Origin of the sequence: Pseudomonas eucalypticola, from assembly GCF_013374995.1 — a bacterium.
Lineage (GTDB): Bacteria > Pseudomonadota > Gammaproteobacteria > Pseudomonadales > Pseudomonadaceae > Aquipseudomonas > Aquipseudomonas eucalypticola.
Genome location: NZ_CP056030.1, coordinates 3,958,436 through 3,978,970 on the forward strand (window position 1 = coordinate 3,958,436; position 20,535 = coordinate 3,978,970).

General features: G+C 65.2%; 12 protein-coding genes and 1 pseudogene. 5 read left to right on the plus strand and 8 right to left on the minus strand.

Annotation, left to right across the window (positions count from 1 at the left end; translation table 11 throughout):
- Positions 1 to 2: 2 nt before the first annotated feature.
- Entirely contained in the window at positions 3 to 3,320 is a 3,318-nt protein-coding gene (gene treS, locus HWQ56_RS17480) for a maltose alpha-D-glucosyltransferase (RefSeq protein ID WP_176571299.1), read from the minus strand.
- Between the two features lie 13 nt (positions 3,321 to 3,333).
- On the minus strand, positions 3,334 to 5,352 hold the full coding sequence (locus tag HWQ56_RS17485; RefSeq protein ID WP_176571300.1) for an alpha-1,4-glucan--maltose-1-phosphate maltosyltransferase: 2,019 nt from the start codon (positions 5,350 to 5,352) through the stop codon (positions 3,334 to 3,336).
- 188 nt (positions 5,353 to 5,540) lie between these two features.
- Here HWQ56_RS17485 and HWQ56_RS17490 point away from each other — a divergent pair, with 188 nt between their 5' ends.
- Both HWQ56_RS17490 and HWQ56_RS17495 read left to right on the plus strand, forming a co-directional pair.
- Positions 5,541 to 5,702, plus strand: a complete 162-nt coding sequence (locus tag HWQ56_RS17490) for a hypothetical protein (RefSeq protein ID WP_176571301.1) — start codon at positions 5,541 to 5,543, stop codon at positions 5,700 to 5,702.
- Between the two features lie 308 nt (positions 5,703 to 6,010).
- Positions 6,011 to 6,250, plus strand: a complete 240-nt coding sequence (locus tag HWQ56_RS17495; protein ID WP_158158000.1) for a DUF3203 family protein — start codon at positions 6,011 to 6,013, stop codon at positions 6,248 to 6,250.
- Positions 6,251 to 6,278: 28 nt separating this feature from the next.
- Here HWQ56_RS17495 and HWQ56_RS17500 read toward each other — a convergent pair whose 3' ends face one another.
- From HWQ56_RS17500 to mhpT, 4 genes and pseudogenes are all read right to left on the minus strand, one after another.
- On the minus strand, positions 6,279 to 8,120 hold the full coding sequence (locus HWQ56_RS17500; RefSeq protein ID WP_176572423.1) for a feruloyl-CoA synthase: 1,842 nt from the start codon (positions 8,118 to 8,120) through the stop codon (positions 6,279 to 6,281).
- Positions 8,121 to 8,207: 87 nt separating this feature from the next.
- Entirely contained in the window at positions 8,208 to 9,656 is a 1,449-nt protein-coding gene (locus tag HWQ56_RS17505; RefSeq protein WP_176571302.1) for an aldehyde dehydrogenase, read from the minus strand.
- Between the two features lie 97 nt (positions 9,657 to 9,753).
- Positions 9,754 to 10,584 (minus strand): p-hydroxycinnamoyl CoA hydratase/lyase, encoded by an 831-nt coding sequence (locus HWQ56_RS17510; protein WP_158158002.1) that lies wholly within the window; start codon positions 10,582 to 10,584, stop codon positions 9,754 to 9,756.
- An 88-nt stretch (positions 10,585 to 10,672) separates the two neighbouring features.
- Positions 10,673 to 11,889: pseudogene (gene mhpT / locus HWQ56_RS17515) on the minus strand (3-(3-hydroxy-phenyl)propionate transporter MhpT).
- A gap of 213 nt (positions 11,890 to 12,102) precedes the next feature.
- Here mhpT and HWQ56_RS17520 point away from each other — a divergent pair.
- Positions 12,103 to 12,369: a hypothetical protein gene (locus tag HWQ56_RS17520; RefSeq protein ID WP_158157535.1), complete on the plus strand. Its 267-nt coding sequence runs from the start codon at positions 12,103 to 12,105 to the stop codon at positions 12,367 to 12,369.
- Positions 12,370 to 12,411: 42 nt separating this feature from the next.
- Here the strand turns inward: HWQ56_RS17520 and HWQ56_RS17525 are convergent, their stop codons facing one another.
- Both HWQ56_RS17525 and HWQ56_RS17530 read right to left on the minus strand, forming a co-directional pair.
- Positions 12,412 to 16,008 (minus strand): transporter substrate-binding domain-containing protein, encoded by a 3,597-nt coding sequence (locus HWQ56_RS17525; protein ID WP_176571303.1) that lies wholly within the window; start codon positions 16,006 to 16,008, stop codon positions 12,412 to 12,414.
- Between the two features lie 10 nt (positions 16,009 to 16,018).
- On the minus strand, positions 16,019 to 16,645 hold the full coding sequence (locus tag HWQ56_RS17530; protein WP_158157533.1) for a response regulator transcription factor: 627 nt from the start codon (positions 16,643 to 16,645) through the stop codon (positions 16,019 to 16,021).
- Between the two features lie 213 nt (positions 16,646 to 16,858).
- On the opposite strand from HWQ56_RS17530, the gene HWQ56_RS17535 reads away from it, so the two are divergent.
- Together HWQ56_RS17535 and HWQ56_RS17540 are read left to right on the plus strand one after the other, a co-directional pair.
- Complete coding sequence (locus HWQ56_RS17535) at positions 16,859 to 17,908, plus strand: DNA topoisomerase IB (protein WP_158157532.1); 1,050 nt, start codon at positions 16,859 to 16,861, stop codon at positions 17,906 to 17,908.
- Positions 17,909 to 17,978: 70 nt separating this feature from the next.
- Positions 17,979 to 20,489, plus strand: a complete 2,511-nt coding sequence (locus HWQ56_RS17540) for an excinuclease ABC subunit UvrA (protein ID WP_176571304.1) — start codon at positions 17,979 to 17,981, stop codon at positions 20,487 to 20,489.
- Positions 20,490 to 20,535: the final 46 nt, after the last annotated feature.

The following is a 20,535-nucleotide window of genomic DNA, read 5'->3' on the forward strand; positions in this document are numbered from 1 at the left end:
TACTACTCTCCCCTGGTACTCAGTAACCCGAACAGCCCATGCAAAGGCACGGCCAGCCAGCTCGGGCGATTCTCGGCTTCGTATGCGATTTCGTAGCAAGCCTTCTCCAGGCTGAACAGCTCCAGTGCCGCGCGTTCACCATCGGCGTCCTGCCAGGCATGGGCCAGGCTGGCCGTGGCCAGGCCATAGGCCTCGATGAACGCATGGCGGGCTTCGTGCAAATAACGTTTACCCACGCGCTGGCGGGCCTGCTCGGCTTCGGGGCGGTCATCCACACCCTGGGCGTTGCGCATGGCCATGGCGGCAGCGTAGTCGAAAGAGCGCAGCACGCCGCTGACGTCCTTGTAGGGGCTGTACTTGGCCCGGCGCTCTTCCAGCGGCCGTGCCGGCTCGCCTTCAAAGTCGATGATGTAGGCATCGCCCTGCACCACCAGCACCTGGCCCAGGTGCAGGTCGCCATGCACGCGCATGATCAGCCCGCCCACCGCTTGCTGGCTGAGCTGGTCGATGTGGCTGAGCAGCGACGTGCGCTGCTTGAGCAGGTCGTCGACCAAACCGCGGTCTTCCTCGGCCAACTCGTGGTAATGCTGCTCCAGCAATTGCAAGGCGCGCTCCAGCTGGGCGCTGACACTGCTGCTCCAGCCCTGGGCATCCTTCTTGCCGCTGGGGCTGGCCTTGAAGTCGGGATTATCGGTAGGCGCAGCCAGGACCTGGTGCATCTCGCCCAGGCGTTGGCCCAGCAAGCCGGCGAAGTCAGCCAGCTCGCCCAGCGCGTTGTAGTGCTGTTCCTGATCGGAGTGGCCCAGTTGCAGCTCGTCGCGAATGGCCCGCTCCAGGTTATTCTGGGTCCAGGCCCAGGCGTCGCCCTGGTTGTTCAGGTAACCCTGGGCGATCATTAACAGGTGTGGCACGCCATGGTCATCGACGCGGCTGACCGACCCCAGCAGCGGCGAGATATTGGCGAAGCCGGCGGCCGTGAGGTAGGCACCCATTTCCAGTTCCGGGTGAACGCCGCCACTGACCCGGCGGATCATCTTCAGCACCATGCTGCCCCCCACCACTACCGAGCTGTTGGACTGCTCGGCGGACAGGTAGCGCACTTCAGGCTCGGCGGCCAGGTTCAGACGTGCCAGTTCGGGGGTGGCAGCGAAGTGAATCTTGCCCTCCTCGCAGGTGAGCACGGTGCCGGCCTTGAAGCCCTGCACCACGGCGCGAATGAAACTCTCCAAAACGAAGGCATCGGTGATCAACCCCACCTGGCGGTTGCGTCGCACCCGTGACAAGGCCAACTGATGGGGCAAGGCACTGCTGGGCTGGTCTTCACCCAGCAGGCCGAACGGGAACTGGTAGCGGCTGACCTGACCGCCGCTGCGCACCTCGATTTCACTGAGCAGCACCGGGCTGGTGGGCGTGCCGAAGCGAACGCCGTAGGCAATCCGTACCTGATCGATGGCAGTGTCCTTGCCGGCGAACCAGCGGCGTTTGGGCAGGTATTGCGGCAGGGCCTGGGTTTCCAGGCTGCTGCGCGACGGTTCTTCCAGGAGCTCTTCCATACGTTTTTTCAACACCAGGGTGAGGAAGTCGGGCAGCGGCTGGGCCGGCTCAACGTGCCAGCTGGGCATCTGCGCTGCGGTGGCCAGCAGAAACCAGTAGAAACCATAGGGCGGCAAGGTCAGCAAAAAGTTCAGTTGGCCGATGGGCGGGAACGCACTGCCCCCCAGCATTTCCACCGGCACCATGCCGGCGTACTGGGAAAGGTCCAGCTCGGCGGCCTGAGCGGCGCGCGAAACGTTGGCCACGCACAGCACCAGTTCATTCTTGCCGTCGGGGCTGGTGTACTCGCGAATATAGGCCAGGATGCGCCGATTGCTGGGCGACAGCATCTTCAGGCTGCCGCGGCCAAACGCTTTCTGTTGCTTGCGCACGGCCAGCAGGCGCCGGGTCCAGTTGAGCAGTGAGTGAGGGTCATTGGATTGGGTCTCGACGTTCACCGACTGGTAACCGTAGAGCGGGTCCATGATCGGCGGCAGCACCAGGCTGGCGGGGTCGGCGCGAGAAAAACCGCCGTTGCGGTCGATGGACCACTGCATGGGGGTGCGGACGCCATCGCGGTCGCCCAGGTAAATGTTGTCGCCCATGCCGATTTCGTCACCGTAATACAGGGTCGGTGTACCCGGCATGGACAGCAGCAGGCTGTTGAGCAACTCGATGCGCCGACGGTCGCGCTCCAGCAACGGCGCCAGGCGCCGACGAATGCCCAGGTTGATGCGCGCACGGCGGTCGGCGGCGTAGTAGTTCCACAGGTAATCGCGCTCGCGGTCGGTGACCATTTCCAAGGTCAACTCATCGTGGTTGCGCAGGAAAATCGCCCACTGGCAGTTCGCGGGGATCTCCGGGGTCTGGCGCAGAATATCGGTAATGGGGAAACGGTCTTCCTGGGCCAGGGCCATGTACATGCGCGGCATCAGCGGGAAGTGGAACGCCATGTGGCACTCATCGCCGTTGTCGCCGAATACATCACCGAAATACAACTGGGTGTCTTCCGGCCATTGGTTGGCCTCGGCCAGCAGCATGCGGTCGGGGTAGTTGGCGTCGATCTCGGCACGGATCTGCTTGAGCACCTGGTGGGTTTCGGGCAGGTTCTCGTTGTTCGTGCCATCGCGCTCGATCAGGTAGGGGATGGCGTCCAGGCGCAGGCCGTCGATGCCCATGTCCAGCCAATAGCGCATGACCCCCAGCACCGCCTTCATCACCTGGGGGTTGTCGAAATTCAGGTCAGGCTGGTGGGAGTAGAAACGATGCCAGAAGTACTGCCCGGCCACCGGGTCCCAGGTCCAGTTGGACTTTTCCGTGTCCAGGAAGATGATTCGCGTGCCGTCGTACTTCTGGTCGGTGTCGGACCACACGTAGAAATCCCGCGCGCGCGACCCGGGCTTGGCCCGGCGGGCACGCTGGAACCAGGGGTGCTGGTCCGAGGTGTGGTTGATGACCAGTTCGGTGATCACCCGCAGGCCGCGCTTGTGGGCTTCGGTGATGAACCGCCGCGCGTCGGCCATGGTGCCGTAGTCGGGGCTCACCGCCTTGTATTCGGCGATGTCATAGCCATCATCGCGGCGCGGCGACGGGTAGAACGGCAACAGCCAGATGGTGTTGACGCCCAGTTCGGCAATGTAGTCGAGCTTGTCGATCAGGCCTGGAAAATCGCCGATACCATCATTGTTCGAATCGAAAAACGACTTGACGTGTACCTGGTAGATCACCGCGTCCTTGTACCACAACGGGTCGTTGATAAAGGCCGCGGTGCGGGGTTTCTTCGCCATGGGTCAGTCCTTTTCAGAGCGCCGCGCTGATGCGCCAGATGCCGAATGGCTGGTAGCCGGGGTCGATGCGCATCCACTGGGTTTTGCCGTACCAGGTCCAGCGGTGGCCGGTCATCAGGTCTTCGCCCTGGGTGGCCGCGCTGTCATCCAGGCCCAGCTCCCACAATGGCAGCTCGAAATGGGCTTCCTGAACGTTGTGCGGGTCGAGGCTGACGGCGATCAGGATGTAATTGCGTCGGTCGGCGGTGCGCTTGCCGAAATACAGGATGTTGTCATTCCAGCACTGGAAGAACGCCAGGCCCAGGTGGGTTTGCAAGGCCGGGTTCTGGCGGCGGATGCGGTTGAGCTGGGCGATTTCGGCGATGATATTGCCCGGCTGGGTATAGTCCCGCGGGCGGATCTCGTATTTCTCCGAGTCCAGGTATTCTTCCTTGCCCGGGATAGGCGCCGCTTCGCACAACTCGAAGCCCGAATACATGCCCCACAACCCTGAACCCATGGTGGCCAGGGCCGCGCGGATGAGGAAGCCGGCGCGGCCGGAATCGTGCAGGAAAAAGGGGTTGATGTCGGGGGTGTTGACGAAGAAGTTCGGCCGGTAGCAGTCGGACCACGGCGGCTGGTTGAGCTGGGTAAAGTACTCGGTGAGTTCAGCCTTGGTGTTGCGCCAGGTGAAGTAGGTGTAGCTCTGGGAATAGCCGACCTTGCCCAGGCGCGCCATCATTGCCGGTTTGGTGAATGCCTCGGCGAGGAACATGACATCAGGGTGTTCCCGGCGCACGTCTTCGATCAGCCATTGCCAAAACGGCAGCGGCTTGGTGTGGGGGTTGTCGACGCGGAAAATCTTGACGCCCTCTTCCACCCAGCCCACGACCACATCGCGCAGCGCCAACCATAAACCGGGAATGGCGTCGGCGGCGTAGAAATCGACGTTGACGATATCCTGGTATTTCTTCGGTGGGTTTTCCGCGTAGCGGATGGTGCCGTCCGGGCGCCAGCTGAACCAGCCCGGGTGCTCCACCAGCCAAGGGTGGTCCTGGGAGCACTGGATGGCGAAGTCCAGGGCGATTTCCAAGCCGTGCTCGGCGGCGGCCGCCACCAGGTTGCGGAAATCTTCACGGCTGCCCAGTTGCGGGTGAATGGCTTCGTGGCCGCCATCGGCGCTGCCGATGGCATACGGGCTGCCCGGATCCTCGGGGCCGGCCTCCAGCGAGTTGTTGCGGCCCTTGCGGTGCTTGCGACCGATGGGGTGAATGGGCGGGAAATACAGCACGTCGAAGCCCATGTCGCGGATCATCGGCAGGCGGCTGTGCACGTCATTGAAGGTGCCGTGGCGGGCCGGGTCGTCGGTGATCGAACGGGGGAACAGTTCATACCAGCTGGCGAACTGGGCCCGCTCACGTTCCACCTCAACGGGGAATTCATGGCTCTTGCTCAGGTAGGCACGCGGGTCGGCCAGGCTCATCAGTGCGGCCGTGTCCTTTTGCAGCAACAGCGCCACCTTGCCGTCCTGATCCAGGCCCTGGAACTCATCGTGCAGGTGCATCAGCTGGCGGCGCAGGGTCTCTTCGCTTTTTTCGGCGCTCTGCACCAAGTGGCGGCGGCCCTCTTCCAGCTCCAGGCCGATGGGCACGCCTGCGGCGTATTTCTTTTCCAGCTCGTAGCGGTAGGTGGCGAAGAGGTCGATCCACGCCTCGATGGTGAACACATGGCGGCCCACCTCACTGACGCTGAACTGGCCTTGCCAGCTGTCGTTGCCCAAGTCCTTCATGGCCGAGCTGTGCCACTGGCTACTGCCCAGCGCGCGCCAGCGCAGCACCACGGCCAGCTTGTCGTGGCCATCGGCGAACACTTTGCTGTCCACGGTCAGGCTTTGTCCGGTCACGGCCTTGACCGCGAACTGGCCGCCATCAATGGCGGGCCGGGTGTTTTCGATCACGATCCGAGGCAGCAGCAAGGCCTGGGACAGGCTCAGTGCCTGCTCGTTGGTTTGCTCGGCCGCCTGGCCGGTTTCGAAGGGTTGATCCGCGGTCATCGAGCATCTCCTACACGCCCCAAGGACGCTCATCCATTACCAGAAAAGGCCGGCCAACGCTGCCGACGCATGCATTAAGTTCCGAGCCATGGGGGTGCTGAAAGTTCATCGGCAATGATGCCCGGGAGTCATCGGCGAAAACCTGGTGTCCAGATCCCTGACAGCCCCACGAACCTGGGAGGAACCCCATGAATATCCCGATTCCCGCCGAAACCCCGGACCCCAACATCGACGACCCCACCCTGCCGCCGCCTGACCCCGAGACCGAACCCGACGAGCTGCCGGTCAAGCCCACCGTGCCGCCAACCGTGGGCGACCCGCCCAGCCAGGAACCGCCGGCACAGCTGTAAGGTTTTTTTCGCGATAGCGACTACAGAGCATAGATGGGGTGGGAATAAGCGTGACCCGATAGTCATGAATTTTTTCGCCCCAGCGCCGCGCACCATGCACCCACGTAGCAGCGGACCTGGCCGCGTCACGAACGCCCCGCAGTGTCCTGCACAAACAAGGCAGACGAGGGTGCATGTCCTGGCATCTCCAACTTTCCCGGATTCCGTGAAGAACCTTTAAATCGGCTGACCGTCGATCAGGCCGAACGGCGCTAATGGGCCGGGTGCGGTCTAACGTCCGTACACCCATAACAATAGGGAGAGGAGTCATGCCCGTGGAAATTGATGCCAAGACTCAACGCTGCACGCTGATCGAGCAGGACGTTCGCTATGAAGGGCCTGCCGCCCAGATCCGGATCAGCACCGACGAGCAATTGCGCATGTCCATCGCTGAACTCAACGGCCACCGCGTGCCCATCACCGAAGTCGAAGCGGACGCCCTGACCGTGGCCGGAGCCGTGGACGGCAGGAAGCACCTGAAGGCCACTACCTCCGGTTCGGTGATCTGAACCGCTGTGGGGCTGGGCGCCCCTGCCCCTACCCCGCCGTGCCGGACGCGAGCACCCGGGGTGCCTTGCCAGCGTAGAGATCGTCGATCAGCGTCGCGCGGCCCTGCAAGACCAGACGCTGGTTGATCGAGCCCTTGTCGGTGATTTCACCCCGGTCGATGGAGGGCGGGTCCTCAGCCAGGGCCGCCCAGTCCAGGCGGCTGGCGCTGCCGGTGGCGTCGGCGTTCAAGTGGGCAAGCAGGCCGGCCAGCCAGTCCTGCACAGGCGCTGCAGCCACCACCTGGGCAACCGAGGCGTCGTGGCCAAGGCCACTGAGCTGACGACACTCGTCCAGCCGTGGAAACACCAGCAGCCCCAGGCGCTCGCGATCCGGCCCCACCACCACGACGTCGTGCACATACGGCGCGCCCTCGAGAATGACCCGTGTGCGCAAGGGCCCGACGCTGACGAACACCCCAGACGACAACTTGAAGTCTTCAGCGATGCGCCCGTCGAACATCAGCCCCAACTGCGGGTTGCGCGGGTCAGCCAGCCTCACCGCATCGCCCGAACAATAGAAGCCCTGCTCGTCGAAGGCTTCACGGGTCTGTTGCGGCGAGCGCCAGTAGCCAGGCATTACGTGGGGGCCACGGAAGCGCACTTCCAGCTTGCCGTCGCGCGGCACCAGCTTGACCTCGCAGCCGGGGGCCGGCAGGCCGACGTAGCCGGCAACCGAGAGCGGGCCGGTGGTGAAGGTGCACGAAGGCGACGTCTCGGTCATGCCCAGCCCGGCCATCATGCGGATACGCTCGCCACAGTGCGCCACCGATACCTTGTCGAGCCGGTCCCACACGGCCTGGGACAAGCCGGCGCCAGCGAAGAAAAACAGCTTCATGCGGGCGAAGAAGGTTTCCCGCAGGCCGGCGTCCGCTTCCAGGCGGCTGACCAACTCTTCCCAGCCCTTGGGCACCGTGAGGTAGGCAGTGGGCGAAATCTCGGCAAGGTTGCGCAAGGTCTCGCCGAACAATGCGGGGGTCGGCTTGCCATCGTCGATGTACAGGCTGCCGCCGTTGTACAGGACGATACCGACGTTGTGGCTGCCACCAAACGTGTGGTTCCACGGCAGCCAGTCCACCAGCACCGGCGGCTCGTCGGCGAATTCGGGGAAGGTCTGCAGCAACATTTGCTGATTGGCGCAGAGCATGCCCTGGGTGGTGATCACGCCCTTGGGCAGTTTGGTGGAACCGGACGTGAACAGGAATTTGGCGATGCTGTCGGCGGTCAACGCGCTGAACGCGGCGTCTGCCCGGGCACCGCCCGTTCCTGCCAGCAGATCGGCGAAGGCCAGGCTCGGACGCCCTGGTAACCGGCCGTCGCCCAGCACCACGGGCAGATGGGCCGGCAACACGGCGGCGATAGCCGCGCCATAGCTGGCATCGGCGGCATAGACCAGCCCAGGGGTCAGGGTGTCGATGATGTGGCGCAGCTTGCCGTAGTCGCGTGATACCAGCGAGTAGGCCGGCGACACCGGGCAATACGGCACCCCGGCATAGAGCGCCGCGCAGTTCAGTTGCAGGTGTTCCAGGTCGTTGCCGGAGAGAATCACCAACGGCCGCTCGGCGCTGAGGTCGAACCCCAGCAGGTGTTCGGCGATGACCCGGGTACGCGCCAGCATCTGCGCATAGCTGATGCGCTGCCACTGCCCATCGGCGCCGCGCCGGGCCACAAAGGTTTGCTGCGGACGCAGCCGGGCCCAGTGCTGCAGGCGCTCCATCAGGCGATGCGGGTGAGCCTGCAGCGGTTCGAGCGCACGCATGTGCAGCACGCCCTGCACTTCATCGACCTGCACCTGCGGGTGGCCGATGTTCACGGCGCGCCAGGGCGCCTCCATTGAACGGTTCACGTGATATCCCTCTGCCTGTTGTTTTTGTTGAAGCAGTGAATCAAGCGCTTGCTGGCACGCCAGCGCCAACCTCGCCTAGATAGGGTAATGCCGCGGGCCGTTCTGCAAGGTTACCCAGCGCAGTTGGGTGAACTGCTCGATGGCCGCGGTGGCGCCGAAGCTGCCGTAGCCACTGGCCTTGACGCCGCCGAACGGCATGTGGGCCTCGTCGTGCACGGTAGGGCCGTTGATGTGGCAGATGCCTGACTCCAGGCGCTGGGCCAGCGCCAGGGCGCGGCGGGTGTCGCGGCTGAAGATGGCCGCCGACAGGCCGAACGCCGAGTCGTTGGCCAAGGCCAGCAAGGCCTCGTCGCCGTCACCGCGCAGTACCACGGCGACCGGGCCGAACGACTCCTCGGCATACAGGCGCATGGCCGGGGTGACATGGTCGAGCAACACCGGCTGCATCACACTGCCCTGGGGAGTGCCCCCGCAGACCCGCCGGGCACCCTGCCCCACGGCATCGTCCACCAGCCCTTGAATACGCACGGCAGCGGACGGGTCCACCAATGCCCCCAGCACCGAGCGACTGTCGGCAGGATCGCCAGCACGCAAGCCCGCGACCTTGCGCGCCAGGCGAGCGACGAAATCGTCGGCCACCTCGGCGTCGACGATCAGGCGCTCGGTGGACATGCAAATCTGCCCCTGGTTGAAATACGCACCGAAGGCCGCGGCCTCGACGGCTGCGTCCAGGTCGGCGTCGGCCAGCACCAGGAACGGCGCCTTGCCACCCAGTTCCAGCAGCGCAGGCTTGAGGTGGCGGGCCGCGACCTGGCCGATGATGCGGCCCACATGGGTGGAACCGGTGAAGTTGACCCGGCGCACCGCCGGGTGGGCGATCAGGCGCTCGACGATGGCCGCGGCGTCGGCCGGCGCGTTGCTGATGATGTTCACCACGCCAGCACCCAGGCCGGCGTCTTCCAGCACCTGGCCGATCAGGCGGTGCACGGCCGGGCTCAGTTCCGAAGACTTGAGCACCACGGTATTGCCGCAGGCCAGCGGCATGGCGATGGCGCGGGTGGCGAGAATGACCGGGGCGTTCCAGGGGGCGATGCTGAGGATGACCCCGCACGGTTGGCGCAATGCCATGGCGAAGCTGCCAGGCACATCGGAGGGGATCACCTGGCCGTGCACCTGGGTGGTCAAGGCGGCGGCTTCCCGCAGGATATTGGCGGCCAGTTGCACATTGAAGCCATACCAGTTGGCCATCGCTCCGGTTTCGCTGGCCATGGCCACGAACTCGGTGCTGCGCGCCAGCAGGTTGTCGGCGGCGCGCAGCAGGCGGTCGCGGCGCTCGCCGGGGCCCAGTGCCGCCCAGGCGGGAAACGCGGCCTGGGCGGCGTCGACTGCGGCGTCGGCGTCTTCCAGGCTGGCCGCGGCGGCGATGGACACCACCTGGCCGGTCATCGGGCAACGACGCTCGAAGGTGCGGCCATCACGGGCGCCGACGGCCTTGCCGGCGATCAGCAGAGGGACTTCGAACATGGTGCATTCCTCGTTGTTATGGTTGTCGGGAATGATCGTCAAGGGTTGCGCATGGGGTGCCGGGCGCCACTCGGGCGCCCGGCAACGGGATGCTCGATCAGCGCTTGTAAGCCTGCAACCCCGGCTTGATGCTCTTGTCGTCCAGGAACTGTTTCAACCCCTGCTCGCGGCCGTGCTCGGGGTCGCGCAGCTGCGCCTGGTCGAGTTTGGCGTACAGGTAGTCCTCGCTTTGCTCCCAGGTCAGCTCGCGGCAGCGCTTGAAGCCATTCTTCGCCGCGCGCAGTACCACCGGGTTCTTGTCCAGCAGGTCGCGGGCCAGCAGTATCACTTCTTCACGCAACTGGGCCAGCGGCACGCTCTTGTTCACCAGACCCATTTGCGCGGCCTTGGCGCCGTCGAACGTCTTGCCGGTCATGATGTAGTACAGCGACTGGCGGTGGCCCACGGTGTCGGCCATGGCCTTGCTGACCAGGTTGCCCGGCGGGATGCCCCAGTTGATCTCCGACAGGCCGAAGGTCGCCTCGTCGGCGCAGATGGCCAGGTCACAGGCCACCAGTGGGCTGAAACCGCCACCAAAGCACCAGCCGTTGACCATGGCGATGGTCGGCTTGCTGTACAGGCGCAACAGCTTCCATTGCCATTCCGAGGCATCGCGGCGGATACGCTCCTGCAGGATTTCCGGGCCGGCATCCACTTCGCGGAAGTATTCCTTGAGGTCCATCCCGGCGGTCCAGGCACTGCCAGCGCCGGTGAGCACCAGTACCCGGGCATCGGCGTCCTGCTCGACCGTTTCCAGTACATCGCGCATTTCCCGGTTCAGGGTCGGGCTCATGGCATTGCGTTTTTCCGGACGGTTCAAGGTGACCCAGGCGATACCGTCTTCGACGTCGACGGTGACGGTTTGCCAGCGATTTTGGTAACGGCTCATCTCACACCTCTTGTTCTTTGATTTGTGCGTTGCGAATGACCAGACGGTAGCGCGGCAAAATGGTTACGTCAATTAATGGTTTATCTTATTAACTATATTTTTGCAGTGAAGCACTCACCGGCGCCCGCTGGCCGCTTGCCAGCGCCAGCGTTGCCAGCGCCGCGACCACCAACCCCGGCGCGGCGGCCAGCAGCACGCCGCCTACCCCACCCCCGCGGCCAGCACGTGGCCTGCGGCCAACGGCCCGGCCATGGACCCCAGCCGCCCCACTGCCACACATGCCCCGGTGCCGGTGCCGCGCATGTCCGCCGGGTAGAGCCGTGGCGCCAGCGCATACAGCACCAACTGCCCGCCAATGCAGCAGTAACCGGCCGCGAGCCCGGCCACGGCCATGGCCACGAACGTGCTGGCCAGGCCCAGGCCGGCCAGCGACAGCAGCATGCCCAGGTAGGCGACGGTCACGGCCAGTGCCGTGCGGTTGCGGTCCATCAGGCGGCCGGTCAGGAACGAACCCGCTGCCCCACCCAAGTTGAACAGCACTTGAATGTAACCCGCGTCAGCACGGCTATACCCCTGGGCCATCAGCAGCGAAGGCAGCCAGTTGAGCAGCATGTACAGCACGGTGAGGGTGAAGAAGCACGCCAGCCACAGGAGCAGTGTGCGGCGCCCGCGCCCTTCGCTGAACAGGCGGGCGACCGATGCCCCCGCGGCGTGCCGTGCGGGGGCCGCAAGCGGGCCGGCAGGTAGCCAGGCCAGCAGCCCCGCAGCAATGGCCAGGGGTGCCACACCGCCGACCTGAAACACCAGGCGCCAGTCGTCCCCTACCCCGGCCAGGCTGATCACGGCCGCCAGGGCGCCGCCCAGGGGAACGCCGCAGTAGGTCAGGCTCACCGCGGTGCTGCGCCAATGGGGCGCGGCCGCTTCACTGGCCACGGCAATAATGATTGGCAGCGCCGCCCCCAGGCCCAGGCCGGTGAGCAATCGGGCCAGCAACAGGCTGGGAAAGCTCAGCGCGTGGGCGGTGAACCAGGTGAAGGCGCCAAACAGCATCACGGCGGCCAGCAACACGGGCTTGCGCCCGGCGCGGTCGGCCAGCCAGCCGCCCAGGAAGGCGCCGGGCAAAAGCCCCATCAGCCCGGCGCTGAACACCCAGCCCAGTTGCTCGGTGTTCAGGCCCAGGGCCTTGGCCATGAACGGGGCGGCAGTGCCGGTGGATTGCAGGTCGAAGCCTTCAAGCAAGGCAACGGCGAAGCACAGCGCAACGGTCATAACCGCGCGCTGGGAAGCAGCGGGAAGCAAAGGCATGGCGTGCATCTCTTGTTGTGGTTGTGGGGCACGTGGGTAACACAATTAATGATTATATCTATTAATCAATTGCTTTCCACCCGGACCCGCTTCACGCCTTGTGCGAATTGTGCTGAACCAAGCGATAGCCGCCTCTGTCGTAGTTATAAGCCGACTACACTGGCTTGTGCTGTGCAATGAGATGGTTCATCCAACTGATCGAGGACGTCATCCATGAAGCGATTGCTAGGCTGTGGGCTGTTAGTACTGGCGGGGGCGCTGAGCTTCCAGGCCAGCGCGGCGGACGATGATACGTGCAATGCCAACATTCAGCGCTTGCAGGACCGGGTCAATAGCGCCGGCACCACCGATCCCAAGGTCAAGGAACTGGTGACCAAGGACATCGAGAGTGCAAGTGCGGCCCGCGACAAAGGCAACGTGAAGGAATGCCTGGCCATCACTGACCGGGTCAAGAGCCGCCTGGACAAGTACAACAAGTAATTCCCGCCGTGGGCGCCCGCCGTACCGGCCCCACGCGTTCTCTCAGACCTGACCGCCGCTTTCCAGGCGCGCGGTCAGGTCATTCAGCGCTGTGCGCAGCGCGGCAACCAGTGCCACCAGCGGTTCCCCCGGGCTCGAGCACGCCTGTTCCACCTGATCACAGGCGTCGACCACGTGCGCGGCGCGAATGATGCGCGCGCCCCCCTTGATCCGATGCGCAAGGTCGGCAATGGCTTGGCGATCCCCGTCCAGGTCGAGCGCGTCCAGGGTCAGCAGGTCCTGGCGGCAGCAATCCGTCAGGCCGTCGAGCAGTTGCTTCAATGCCTGGGTGTCGGCACCGGTCAGCTCTTGCAGTGCCCCCAGGTCATGCCCACCACGCCCTGGGTCGGGCGTCGGCGCCTGTTCGCTGCCGGACGGCTCCAGCGCCTGTGCCAGCGCGGTAAGGCTCAAGGGCTTGAACAGGCAGCCGTCCATGCCAGCGGCCAGGCAGCGGGCGCGCTCCTGAGGCACGGCATTGGCGGTAAAACCCAACACCTTGCACCGGGCTCCCCCGCTGCGCTGCTCGTGCAGCCGGATGGCCTGGACCAGTTGGTAGCCGTCCAGGCCGGGCATGTTGCAATCGCTCATGACCAGGTCGAAGTCACCGCGCAGCCAGCTCAGCAGGCCAGTGTTGCCATCCTCGGCCAAGGTGACCCGGTGGCCCAGGTAAGTCAGTTGCTGCTGCAACAGGATTCGGTTGGCGCGGTAGTCGTCGACCACCAGTACGTTCAGCGAACGGCTGGCAACGGGCACGTCCAAGGCATCCGCCTGCCTGGCCGTCGCCCACCCCAGGGTCAGTTCAAACCCCGCCTGGGTTCCCTGCCCCAGCGTGCTCTGCAGGGCCAGGTGCCCGCCCATCATGGTGCACAAGGTGCGGCTGATGTTCAGGCCCAGGCCGCAGCCCTCACGCGCCGATTGCTGATGGTTGCTGGCCTGGGTGAAGGCGCTGCCCAATTGCGCGACTTCGTCGGGGGGAATGCCCACCCCCGTGTCGCTGACGGTCAGTTTCACCCAGAGCCCCGCGTCGCCGGGACGCAGGTGCACCGCCACCCGCACTTCGCCTTCGTGGGTGAACTTCACCGCGTTGCTCAGCAGGTTGGACACAATCTGCTTGAACCGCAGTGGGTCCAGCAACACCAGGGAGCCGGCCTGCCCTTCGACATCGAGCACCAGGCGCAGGCGCTTGTGCCGGGCCTGCACTTCGAACAGGCGGACCACGGCTTCGACATGCCCCATCAGGTCGGTGGGTTTTGGTTCCAGCGTCAGGTGGCCGGTTTCGATGCGGGTAATGTCGAGAATGTCGCCAATCAGTGCCAACAGACTGTTGGCGGCGCTGGCGGCCACTTCGATGGACAGGTGGTCGAACACGCCCTGTTCTGATTTCTTCAGCGCCAGTTCGAGCATGCCCGTGATGGCGTTCATGGGCGTGCGGATTTCATGGCTCATGGTGGCCAGAAACACTGTCTTGGCGCGGTTGGCGGCTTCGGCCTGCTCCTTGGCCTGCTGATAGGCCAGCAATAGCCGTTGGCGCTCGGTGATGTCGATCCAGCCGCCAATCAGCCCGGCGATGGCGCCGTCGGTGGTGGTGTAGGGCAGCGCCCAATGGTAGATGGTCATGAGCTCACCGTTGTGCAGGCGTACCTGGCGGTCGGCGACTACCTTGACGTTGTCCTTCATCGCTTGCAGGTACGCCTGCTGATAGGACTCGGCCTCCTCGAAGGTAAAGGCAATGGTCTGGCCGACGGGCTTGCCGACCACGTCGTCGAGCTGCACCTGCAAGGCTTCCAGGTAACTGGCGTTGCAGGTCAACAGATAGCCTTTCGGGTCGCGCACGTAAATGGGGTGCGGGGTGCCATCGATCATCACGCGCATGAACTCCAACTGGTCGGTCAAGGCCACTTCCGCCTTGACCCGGCGGCGTACCTGCCGCCGCAGCTGGGTGATCCAGCCCAACCCCAGGCCCAGCAGCACCACCACCATGATGCTCAATTGCACGATGTGCCAGCGGTGGCGGCTCCAGAAGCTTTCCTCCAGCACCACCTCCCCGCGCCAGCGCGCCGCCAGGTCGTTGAACTCCTGGGGCGGGATGGCCAGCAGTGCCTTGTTCAGGATCGACAGCAGCTCCGGGGCATGGTGCGAGGTGGCGAACGCCACGCTCGCGGGGCGCACCGGCAGCGTGGCATTGATGTGCAGGCGCCCCGCGTACTGGCGGAAGATGCGGTAGCGCGCCCCGATCAACGTGAGCATTGCCGCGTCCGCCGCGCCGTTGGCGACCATGGACAGCGCATGGTCGGCACTGGGGGCCGGCACCGGAATGACGCCGGGGTATTGCTCGCGCAGCACATCGAACAGGAAACTGCCATGGATCACCGCCAGGCGCTTGCCATCCATCTGCTCCAGGGAGTGCGGCGCTATTTCGCCATCCCGGGTCACCAGCACCCGCGGACTGCTCATGTAGGCCCGGGTGAAACTCAACTGCTGCTCCCTGGCCGGACTGGGTGGCAACGCCGCCAGCAGGTCGGCGTCGCCGCGCTGCACGCGGTTGATCATTTCGGCCAGTGACTTGCCCGTCTGCACTTCGAACTCCAGGCCGGTCATTTGCCCGATCACCTCCAGCACCTGGGCGCTGATCCCGCGGTAACGGCCTTGGCTGTCCAGGTAACTGAGGGGCAGGAACTGGGGGTCTATCAATACTTTCAGGGTCCCGGCATTGGCCAGCCAGCGCTGCTCGGCTTCACTCAGGGCCAGGGCGTGCCGTTGCCCGATGGTCACCCCGCCCACGCTCCAGCGCCCCAGAATGGCCAGCCGCTCGTGGTCGGGAATGGCCTGCAGGGCAGCGTTCACCAGGGTCAGCAGGCGGCTGTTGCGCGCCGAGAAGGCGAAGCCGAAGTAGTTGCTCTGCACTTGCGGCAGGTGGCTGAGGTACAAGCCATTGAGTTGCCCTTTGTACACCTGGTAGTAAGCGCCCAGGGCGTTGCCCAGAAACACATCGGCCTGGCCGAACGCCACGGCCCCCAGCGCCGCCACGGAGGAGGAATACAGCTGGATGCGCGCGCCGGGGTACAGATCCTGGACCACGGCCTGGGGCAAGTAGAACTCCTGCATCGCCAGGCGCCGGTTATCCAGGCCGCCGAACAGCGCGGTGCGGTCATCGCTGCGGCTGGCCAGCACGGACTCATCCTGGGCATAAGCCTGGGACAGCATCAGGTTGGCGGTGGCGGCCTCGAACACATTGGAGGTGCCCAGCACATCGATCGAGCCGTCGCGCACCGCCGCCAGGGCTTCGGCGCGGCTGGGGTAGCGCACCACTTCGACGCTGAGGTTGAGCAGGCTGGCCACCAGCCCGGCATAGTCGGCGGTGATGCCCTCGTACTCTTGGCCAGTGCCCAGGATATCGAAGGGCGCGTATTCCGGCTGGCTGACCCCCAGGCGCAGTACCCGCCGCTGCCACAGCCAGCGGCGGTCATCGTCGGTCAGCTCCAGGCGCTCCACCTGCCCCGGCGGCAGGGTGGACCGGCCGTACAGCACGGGCGCCTGGGGGGCGGCCAGGGCCGCGGGCGCGCACAACAGCCAGAACCAGCAAAACATCCGTGTGAACATGGTGCCGCCCTTAGATCAAGGCATGCCGCCTGGCCAGGTCCGCCAGGTCGACCAGGGACTGCACCCGCAGTTTCTCGATCAGCCGCGCCTTGTAGGTGCTGACGGTCTTGTTGCTCAGCAGCATGGCGTCGCCGATGGCCTTGTTGCTGTAGCCGCGGGCCAGTTGTTGCAGTATCAGCAACTCGCGGTCGGTAAGGCGGGCGATGCATTGGGCCTCGGTGTCCAGGCAATCACCACGGTGTACCGAGCTCAGGGCCACGTCGGGAAAGTAGGTGTAGCCAGAGGTGACCGCCTGCACGGCCTTGACCAACTCGGTGAGGTTGTCGGACTTGCACACGTAGCCCGCGGCGCCCACCTTCATGCAGCGCAAGGAAAAGTAGTCGGGCGCCTGGGACGTCAGCACCAGGATCTTGACGGGCAACTCCAGCGCCTTGATCCGCTGGATGACCTCCAGGCCGTCCATCTTGGGCATGCCTATGTCGAGAATGACCAACTGGGCGCCGTAGTCGCGCACCATCTGCACCGCATCGGCGCCATTGTCGGTCTCTGCCACTACCTTGACCTTCATCTTTTCCAGCAGCAAACGCACGCTGGCACGGATGAACGGGTGGTCGTCGACAATCATTGCTCTGTACATGGCATCCTCGCTTGGCAGACGGTCGAGCAGCGGCGATGCAAACACCCCGCTGCCCGTAATGCCGCAGTATTGGCGCCATAGGCTGTAGGAAAAAGCCGGACGATTCCGAATGAAACTCGGAAATTTCCCAAATACCGAAACCCTCCACCGGCTTCGCACCTCCGCCAACCGCCGTGGTCTATTACCGGGAACCCCGAGGGAAAAACCGATACCATGGCCGACCTTGCCGCCCTGTCCGAACAGCCCGAGTTACCGCCGGACCTGCACTATGTGGATGACAGCCAGCCCGGCATCCGCCGCGAACGCGAAGGCGACCACTTCGTCTATTTCACCGCCAAGGGCGCGCTTATCGAAGACCCCGCGGTCATCAAGCGCATCAACGCCTTGGCGGTGCCGCCCGCCTACACCGACGTGTGGATATGCGCCGACCCGCGCGGCCACCTGCAGGCCACCGGCCGCGATGCCCGCGGGCGCAAGCAGTACCGCTACCACGTGCGCTGGCGCGAGGTGCGCGACGAAAACAAGTACGCGCGCATGGTGGCGTTCGGCAATGCGCTGCCCAAGCTGCGCAAGCAACTGGAAAGCCACCTGGCACTGCCCGGCCTGGACCGCAACAAGGTCATGGCCACGGTGATCTACCTGTTGGACACCACCTTGATCCGCGTCGGTAACAGCCAATATGCCCGCGACAACAAGTCCTACGGCCTGACCACCCTGCGCAACCGCCATGTGGCGGTGAAGGGCAGCGCCATCGAGTTTCATTTCCGCGGCAAGAGCGGCGTGGAGCACCGGGTGTCGGTCAAAGACCGGCGCGTGGCGCGGATCGTCAAGCGCTGCCTGGAATTGCCAGGGCAGCATCTGTTCCAGTACCTGGACGACCAGGGTGAGCGCCACACGGTCACCTCATCGGACGTCAATGCCTACCTGCAAGACATGACCGGTGCGGACTTCACCGCCAAGGACTACCGCACCTGGGCCGGCAGCGCACTGGCCTTGGCCATGCTGCGCGAACTGCACTGGCAGCCGGAACCGGAGGCCAAACGCCAGATCGTCGAAATGGTCAAGGCAGTGGCGCGTACCTTGGGCAACACCCCGGCCGTGTGCCGGCGCTGCTACATTCACCCGGCGGTGCTGGAGCGCTACGTGCTGGGGGAACTGGCGAAGCTGCCCAAACCACGCAAGCGCAAGGGTTTGCGCCTGGAAGAGGTGGCGCTGGCGACATTTCTGCAGCGCTTGCTGGACCTTCAGGCCGCCCCGGCGTGATGGAGGGAACGGCGATGGGCTACCTTTGTCGGTTATAAGACGCCCATAGCCATTACAGGTGCAGTGCTCCATGAAACCGATCGGCCAGTCCGGCTACGTGCAAGTACGCGGTGCCCGCGAGCACAACCTCAAGAACGTCGACGTCGACATTCCCCGCGACGCCCTGGTGGTGTTCACCGGGGTGTCAGGCTCAGGCAAGTCATCGCTGGCCTTCGGCACCTTGTACGCCGAAGCGCAGCGCCGCTACTTCGAGTCAGTGGCACCCTATGCCCGCCGCTTGATCGACCAGGTGGGCGTGCCCGATGTCGACCGCATCGATGGCCTGCCGCCGGCCGTGGCGCTGCAGCAGCAACGTGGTACGCCCAGCACGCGCTCGTCGGTGGGCAGCGTTACAACCCTGGGCAGCCTGGTGCGCATGCTGTACTCGCGCGCCGGCCACTACCCGGCCGGCATGAGCATCCTGTATGCCGAAGACTTCTCCCCCAACACCCCCCAGGGCGCCTGCCCCGAGTGCCACGGCCTTGGCCGCGTGTACGAAGTGAATGAACAGACCATGGTGCCGGATGACTCGCTGACCATTCGCGAGCGCGCCGTGGCGGCCTGGCCCACGGCCTGGCAAGGCCAGAACTTGCGCGACATTCTGGTGACCCTGGGCTATGACGTGGACATTCCCTGGCGCGACCTGCCCCAGGAACAGCGCGACTGGATTCTGTACACCGAAGAGCAGCCGACGGTGCCGGTGTACGCCGGCCTGACCCCGGCCGAAACCCGCCAGGCCCTGAAACGCAAGCTGGAGCCCAGTTACCAGGGCACCTTCACCGGGGCACGGCGTTACGTGCTGCATACGTTCACCCACTCCCAGAGCGCGCTGATGAAAAAGCGCGTCAGCCAGTTCATGCGCGGCACCCTGTGCCCGTTGTGCGAAGGCAAGCGCCTGAAACAGCAAGCGCTGCAAGTGACGTTCGCCGGCCTGGACATCGGCGAATTCTCGCAAATGCCCTTGGCACGCCTGACCGAGGTGCTGGCCCCCCTGGCTACCCACGGAGACCCCAACGGCCTGTCGGTGGAAAAGCACCTGGCCGCCCAGCGCCTGGCCCACGACCTGCTGCAACGCCTTCACACGCTCACCGACCTGGGCCTGGGGTATTTGGCCCTGGAACGCAGCACCCCCACGCTGTCGTCCGGCGAACTGCAACGCCTGCGCCTGGCCACCCAGCTCAACTCGCAGCTGTTCGGGGTGATCTATGTGCTGGACGAGCCGTCCGCCGGCCTGCACCCTGCCGATGGCGAAGCCCTGTTCGACGCCTTGCAGCGGCTCAAGGCCGCCGGCAACACCTTGTTCGTGGTGGAGCACGACCTGGAAACCATGCGCCGCGCCGATTGGCTGGTGGACGTTGGCCCGGCGGCGGGCGAGCACGGCGGCACCGTGCTGTTCAGCGGACCACCCCATGGCCTGGCCGACATCGAAGCATCGCAGACGCGCCTGCACCTGTATGGCGACGCCCACCCGTTGCCCCACCCGCGGCGCAAGCCCGTGGACTGGCTGAAGCTGGCGGACGTGACGCGCAACAACCTGCAGCGCCTGGCCGTGGACTTCCCCCTGCACGCATTCACCGCGGTAACCGGGGTCAGTGGCTCGGGCAAATCCAGCCTGGTCAGCCAGGCGCTGCTGGAACTGGTGGCCGAAGCCCTGGGGCATCCGTTGGCCGACGAAGACGACAGCCCCGATAACCCCTTGGAAGACGCCGCGCCGGTGACCGAGTCCGGGCACATCGTCAGCGGCATGGGGGCCATTCAGCGGCTGGTGAAGGTGGACCAGAAACCCATCGGCCGTACGCCGCGTTCGAACCTGGCGACTTACACCGGGCTGTTCGACCAGGTGCGCAAACTCTTCGCGGCCACGCCCGCGGCCCGTGAGCGCGGCTTCGATGCCGGGCAATTTTCCTTCAACGTCGCCAAGGGCCGTTGCCCGCAATGCGAAGGCGAGGGCTTTGTCAGCGTCGAGCTACTGTTCATGCCCAGCGTCTACGCCCCCTGCCCCACCTGCCACGGCCAGCGCTACAGCCCGCAGACCCTGGAGGTGGAATGCCTGGGGCTGAACATCGCCCAGGTGCTGCAACTGACCGTGGACCAGGCCTGCGAGGTATTCGCCCAACAGCCCCCCGTGCTGCGCGCCCTGGCGGTGCTGCGCGATATCGGCCTGGGCTACCTGCGCCTGGGCCAGCCCGCCACGGAGCTGTCCGGCGGCGAGGCCCAGCGCATCAAGCTGGCCACCGAACTGCAACGTGGCCAGCGCGGCGCCACGCTGTACGTGCTCGACGAACCCACCACGGGGCTGCACCCCTGTGACGTGGACCGGCTGCTGGCCCAGCTCAACGGCCTGGTGGACGCCGGCAACACGGTGATCGTGGTGGAGCACGACATGCGCGTGGTCGCCCAGTGCGACTGGGTCATCGACATGGGCCCGGGGGCTGGCGACAAGGGCGGCAGCGTGGTGGCCTGCGGGCGCCCGGAAAAAGTCGCCAAGGCCCGCGCCAGCCGCACGGCGCCCTACCTGGCGGCCGTACTGGCCAGCACCTGACGCCGGCTGAACTCTTGCCCGCCTGGGCCAGTCGACTGTGCACACT